Annotated in this window: 1 protein-coding gene; it reads left to right on the top strand. The window is 44.0% G+C overall.

The features are described 5' to 3' along the window. The coding region (locus H3001_RS19100) for a transposase (RefSeq protein WP_181215797.1) at positions 1-970 on the top strand (970 nt) is incomplete at its 5' end. Between the last annotated feature and the right edge of the window lie 85 nt (positions 971-1,055).

The following is a 1,055-nucleotide window of genomic DNA, read 5'->3' as shown; positions in this document are numbered from 1 at the left end:
CCTTCAGGAGATACTGGCCACACACTGGAAGCCATATCTTAAGAACCTTCACGTGTGCATGACTGATGCCACGTGTTATGAAAGTCACATGCGTTTTCCTACAGACATGAAACTGCTTTGGGAAAGTATTGAATGGCTTTACAGACATATCTGCCGGCATTGTATGGATCTTGGGATAAGGCGTCCCCGTAACAAATATGCGGATGTGTCAGAGTCCTATCTTTCATACTGCAAGAAAAGAAAGAGGAAGGCCTCAAGAACACGGATGCTCAAGCGCCGTATGATCAGACTCCTTGAAAAGCTCATCGTACAGAGGGATGAGATTCATAAGGAATACGGGAGATCACTCAGATATACACAGGATTATCAGAAACGCCTTTCCATAATCAGAAAGGTTCTTGTACAGGAGAAGGAACTGTTTGAAGGCAGGAAGGTCAATGACCGCATCGTCAGCATCGACCGTCATTACGTACGTCCTATCGTAAGAGGCAAGGAAACAAAGTCTGTTGAATTCGGTGCAAAGGTTAACAACATACAGATAGACGGTATATCGTTTATCGAACACCTCTCGTTCAAGGCATTCAATGAGGGAATACGACTGAAGGACTGTATCCGTATGCAACAGAAACTCATGAATGTCAGGGTTAGATGTGCGGCTGGAGATTCCATATATGCCAATAATGCAAATAGAAGGTTCTGTACAAAATATGGTATATCCACTTCCTTTGTACGCAAGGGAAGGGCGGCAAAGGATGAACCCTTGAGAAAGGTTCTCAGAAGTGAACTTTCAAAGGAGAGAGCTACCAGGCTTGAAGGAAGCTTCGGTACTCAAAAGCAACACTACTCACTCGCAAGAATAAAGGCCAGGAACAGGAAGACTGAAATCCTTTGGATTTTCTTCGGAATACATACGGCAAATGCCGTACTGATGATAGACAAGGTCACGAGCAGAACAGCTAAAGCGGCATGACATGAATTTACAGACAGGAGCAGAAGAGGTCATCAGACTTCTTCCGGAACATCATGTCCAACTGATAGGATTATATGAAAAAACA

The sequence above is a fragment of the Phocaeicola faecicola genome (assembly GCF_013618865.1).
Lineage (GTDB): Bacteria > Bacteroidota > Bacteroidia > Bacteroidales > Bacteroidaceae > Phocaeicola > Phocaeicola faecicola.
This window is presented reverse-complemented; position numbering and strand designations above follow the sequence as displayed.